General features: G+C 72.5%; 4 protein-coding genes and 1 pseudogene. 3 read left to right on the plus strand and 2 right to left on the minus strand.

The window, feature by feature from the left end:
• Both AOK23_RS10920 and AOK23_RS51625 read left to right on the plus strand, forming a co-directional pair.
• The coding region (locus AOK23_RS10920; protein ID WP_420823700.1) for a hypothetical protein at positions 1-242 on the plus strand (242 nt) is incomplete at its 5' end.
• A 118-nt stretch (positions 243-360) separates the two neighbouring features.
• Positions 361-480: pseudogene (locus AOK23_RS51625) on the plus strand (aromatic-ring hydroxylase C-terminal domain-containing protein); the annotation flags it as partial.
• Between the two features lie 76 nt (positions 481-556).
• Here AOK23_RS51625 and AOK23_RS10925 read toward each other — a convergent pair.
• Positions 557-1,075 (minus strand): MarR family winged helix-turn-helix transcriptional regulator, encoded by a 519-nt coding sequence (locus AOK23_RS10925; protein ID WP_055712550.1) that lies wholly within the window; start codon positions 1,073-1,075, stop codon positions 557-559.
• 165 nt (positions 1,076-1,240) lie between these two features.
• Here AOK23_RS10925 and AOK23_RS10930 point away from each other — a divergent pair, with 165 nt between their 5' ends.
• Complete coding sequence (locus AOK23_RS10930) at positions 1,241-2,176, plus strand: EamA family transporter (protein WP_055712551.1); 936 nt, start codon at positions 1,241-1,243, stop codon at positions 2,174-2,176.
• A gap of 108 nt (positions 2,177-2,284) precedes the next feature.
• Here the strand turns inward: AOK23_RS10930 and pepN are convergent.
• Positions 2,285-3,969 (minus strand): aminopeptidase N (gene pepN / locus AOK23_RS10935; protein ID WP_063791313.1); only part of this gene is annotated, 1,685 nt, incomplete at its 5' end.

Consider the following 3,969-nt stretch of genomic DNA (forward strand, 5'->3'; position numbering starts at 1 on the left):
ATCATCAGCGTCGTACCGGCGCCCTGGCCGCCGGTACGACGCTGATGATGCTGCTCATGTCGTCCCCCGCGCTCGCGCTGACGCCCGACGACGGAGACGACCCGGGTCCGGGCCTCAGTGTGATCGAGACGCTCGGCCTCTTCGTCGTGGCGCCGATCGGGCTGTTCGCGCTGATCACCGGCCTGGTGATGGTCCTGGACCGGTCGACGGACCGCGAGCCCAAGGCCAAGGCGAAGGCCTGACCGCCCCCCACTGACGGCGTTCCGTCGAGGGCACCCTCCGCACCCCGTGCGCCGAGGGTGCCCTCGTCGTGTTCCCGGGCGTTCCCCGGTCGGCCGCCAGCCGCCGCCCGCCGGCCGCGTGTCGCTCAGCGGTGCGACGACGAGTCGCCGGACCACCGTGCTCGTGCGGCCCGACGGGCATGTGGCCTGGGCGGCGGACGACGCCGACGCCGGCGCGGCCGAGGAGGCGCTGACGGCATGGCTGGGGGCCAAGTCCCAGGCCGCGTCCGACCGTTCCCGTCGGCCTCGCGCATGGTCGGACGCGGCCCGGCGCGTCATGAACCCGTGCCCACCACGAGCGTGCGCAGCAGGTCGGCCAGTTGGCCGGCCTGTTCCTCGTCCAGGTGGGCGAGCGCCTCCGTCTGGACGGCGAGCCCCGCGGACACCGCCTCGTCGATCACCCGCAGACCCTCGTCCGTGAGGGTGACCTGCAGGGCCCGGCGGTCGTGCGGGTCGGGTGAACGGCGCAGCAGACCCGCCCGTTCGAGCTTGTCGAGGCGGCCGGTCATCCCGCCGGTGGTGAGCATGAGGGTCCCCGAGAGTTGACGGGGCGAGAGGGTGTACGGCTCGCCGGACCGGCGCAGGGTCGCGAGCACGTCGAACTCGCCGCGCGAGATCCCGAACCGCCCGTACGTCTTCTCCATGCGGTCGCCGAGCGTGCGGGACAGCCGGTAGACGCGCCCGAAGACCTCCATCGCGGTGGTGTCGAGGTCGGGGCGGACGGCCGCCCACTGCTCGACGATCGCGTCGACGGGGTCGCGCGGGGACATCTCGGGCTCGGGGCGCACTGTCATGGGTCGAGTATCGGACGCGTGTCGGTCGGTCGCAAGAAAGTGGCTTGACGGAAAGTTGCTTAGCGCTAAGCTAATGACAAGCAAGGTAATACTGGCGGCGGCCATCAACCACCGTCGCGGCACCTCCATCGTCCCCCACCCAGCCGAGCGCGAAGGGCGCGTCCCATGACCGCGAACCGTCTCCCCCTCATAGCCCTGACCGCCCTCGCGCCCATCTCCTGGGGCACGACCTACGCCGTCACCACCGAGTTCCTGCCGGCCGACCGGCCCCTGTTCACCGGGCTGATGCGGGCGCTCCCCGCCGGGCTGCTGCTCCTGGCGCTCTCCCGGACGCTGCCGCGCGGCGCCTGGTGGGGGAAGGCGGCGGTGCTGGGCGCCCTGAACATCGGTGCCTTCTTCCCGCTGCTGTTCCTCTCGGCGTACCGCCTGCCCGGCGGAATGGCGGCGGTCGTCGGCTCGGTGGGACCGCTGTTCGTCGCGGGGCTCGCGGCCCTGCTGCTGGGCGAGCGGCCGACCGTACGGACCCTGCTCACAGGGATCGCGGCGGCGCTCGGCGTCAGCCTGGTCGTGCTGAAGGCGGCCGGGGCGCTCGACACGATCGGTGTGCTCGCGGCGCTCGGCTCGACCGCCTCCATGTCGACCGGTGTGGTCCTCACCAAGCGGTGGGGTCGCCCCGAGGGCGTGGGCCCGCTCGCGCTCACCGGCTGGCAGTTGACCGCCGGCGGCCTGCTCATCGCGCCGATCGCCCTTCTCGTGGAGGGCGCGCCGCCCGCGCTGGACGGCCGCGCGATCGGCGGATACCTCTACCTCGCCCTCGCCAACACCGCCGTCTCCTACTGGCTCTGGTTCCGCGGCATCGGCCGCCTCTCCGCCACCCAGGTCACCTTCCTCGGCCCCCTCTCCCCGCTGACCGCCGCCGTCATCGGCTGGGCCGCCCTCGGCCAGGCCCTCACGCTCCTCCAGCTCCTCGGGATGGCCATCGCCTTCGCCGCGACCGTGTTCGGCCAGCTCCAGCCGCGCGGAGCCCGCCGACCGGAGCAGGCGGCCGAGCCCGGCGACCGCCCGGCCCCGCTGGTCCGGGACACCACCCGAACGGCCTGAGGCGGGACCGACGCACGACAGGGGCGCCCGGTGGAGACCACCGGGCGCCCCTGCTTCTCGTACGACCGGCCGCTCGGCGCGCGGCCGGGGAGCGCGTCCCGCGCCGGACTACTCCGCCGAGGCCGCCGCCGCGTCCGCGGCCTGGGCCTTCAGGGCGCGCTCGACACCCGAACGGGACTCGGAGACCAGACGGCGCAGGGCCGCGTTGGGCTCGGCCGACGTGAGCCAGGCGTCCGTCTTGCGGAGCGTCTCCTCGGAGACCTGGACCGTCGGGTACAGGCCGATGGCGACCTGCTGGGCGATCTCGTGGGAACGGGACTCCCAGATGTCCTTCACGACCTCGAAGTACTTGTCCGTGTACGCGGCGAGCAGCTCGCGCTGGTCCGTCTGGATGAAGCCGCCGATGACCGCCTCCTGGAGGGCGTTCGGAAGCTTGTCCGACTCGATGACCTGGGACCAGGCCTCGGCCTTGGCCTCCGGGGTCGGGCGGGAGGCACGGGCCGTGGTGGCGTGACGCTCACCGGCCGCCGTCTTGTCGCGCTCGTACTCACCGGCGATCTCCGCCTCGTCGTAGCGGCCCACCGCCGCGAGCCGCTGGACGAACGACCAGCGCAGCTCCGTGTCGACGGCCAGCCCCTCGATCGTCTGCGTCCCCTCCAGCAGCGCCTCCAGCAGGTCCAGCTGCTCGGGGGTGCGGGCGGTCGCCGCGAACGCGCGGGCCCAGGCGAGCTGGTGGTCGGAGGCAGGCTCCGCGGCCCGCAGGTGGGCGAGGGTCGCGTCCGTCCAGCGGGTCAGCAGCGCCTCACGGCCGGCCGGGTCCGCGTACAGGTCGATCGCCAGCTTCACCTGGCGGTGCAGCGACTGGACGACACCGATGTCCGACTCCTTGCCGATGCCGGACAGCACCAGGGACAGGTAGTCGCGGGCGGCGAGTTCGGCGTCGCGGGTCATGTCCCAGGCCGAGGCCCAGCACAGGGCGCGGGGGAGGGAGGATGCGAAGTCGCCGAGGTGCTCGGTGACGAAGGCGAGGGACTGCTCGTCCAGACGCACCTTGGCGTACGACAGGTCGTCGTCGTTGAGGAGGACGACCGCCGGGCGGCGCTTGCCCACCAGCTGCGGCACGGCGGTCAGCTCGCCGTCCACGTCCAGCTCGACGCGCTCGTCGCGGACCAGCTTGCCGCTGTCCTCGTCGCGCTCGTACAGGCCGACCGCGATGCGGTGCGGGCGCAGCGTCGGCTCGCCCTTCGCGCCGACGGGCAGCGCGGGCGCCTCCTGGCGGATCGCGAAGGAGGTGATGACACCGTGCTCGTCGGTCTCGATCTCCGGGCGGAGGACGTTGATGCCCGCGGTCTCCAGCCACTGCTTCGACCAGGTCTTCAGGTCGCGGCCGGAGGTCTCCTCCAGGGCGCCCAGGAGGTCCGACAGGCGCGTGTTGCCGTACGCGTGGCGCTTGAAGTACGCCTGCACGCCCCGGAAGAACTCGTCCTCACCGACGTACGCGACGAGCTGCTTCAGCACGGAGGCGCCCTTGGCGTACGTGATGCCGTCGAAGTTGACGAGGACGTCGTCCAGGTCGCGGATCTCCGCCATGATCGGGTGCGTGGACGGCAGCTGGTCCTGCCGGTACGCCCACGTCTTCATGGAGTTGGCGAACGACGTCCAGGCCTGCGGCCAGCGCGACTCGGGGTGGGCCGCCTGGCAGGCGATCGACGTGTACGTGGCGAACGACTCGTTCAGCCACAGGTCGTTCCACCACTCCATCGTCACGAGGTCGCCGAACCACATGTGGGCCA

This window comes from Streptomyces torulosus (assembly GCF_001419765.1).
Lineage (GTDB): Bacteria > Actinomycetota > Actinomycetes > Streptomycetales > Streptomycetaceae > Streptomyces > Streptomyces torulosus.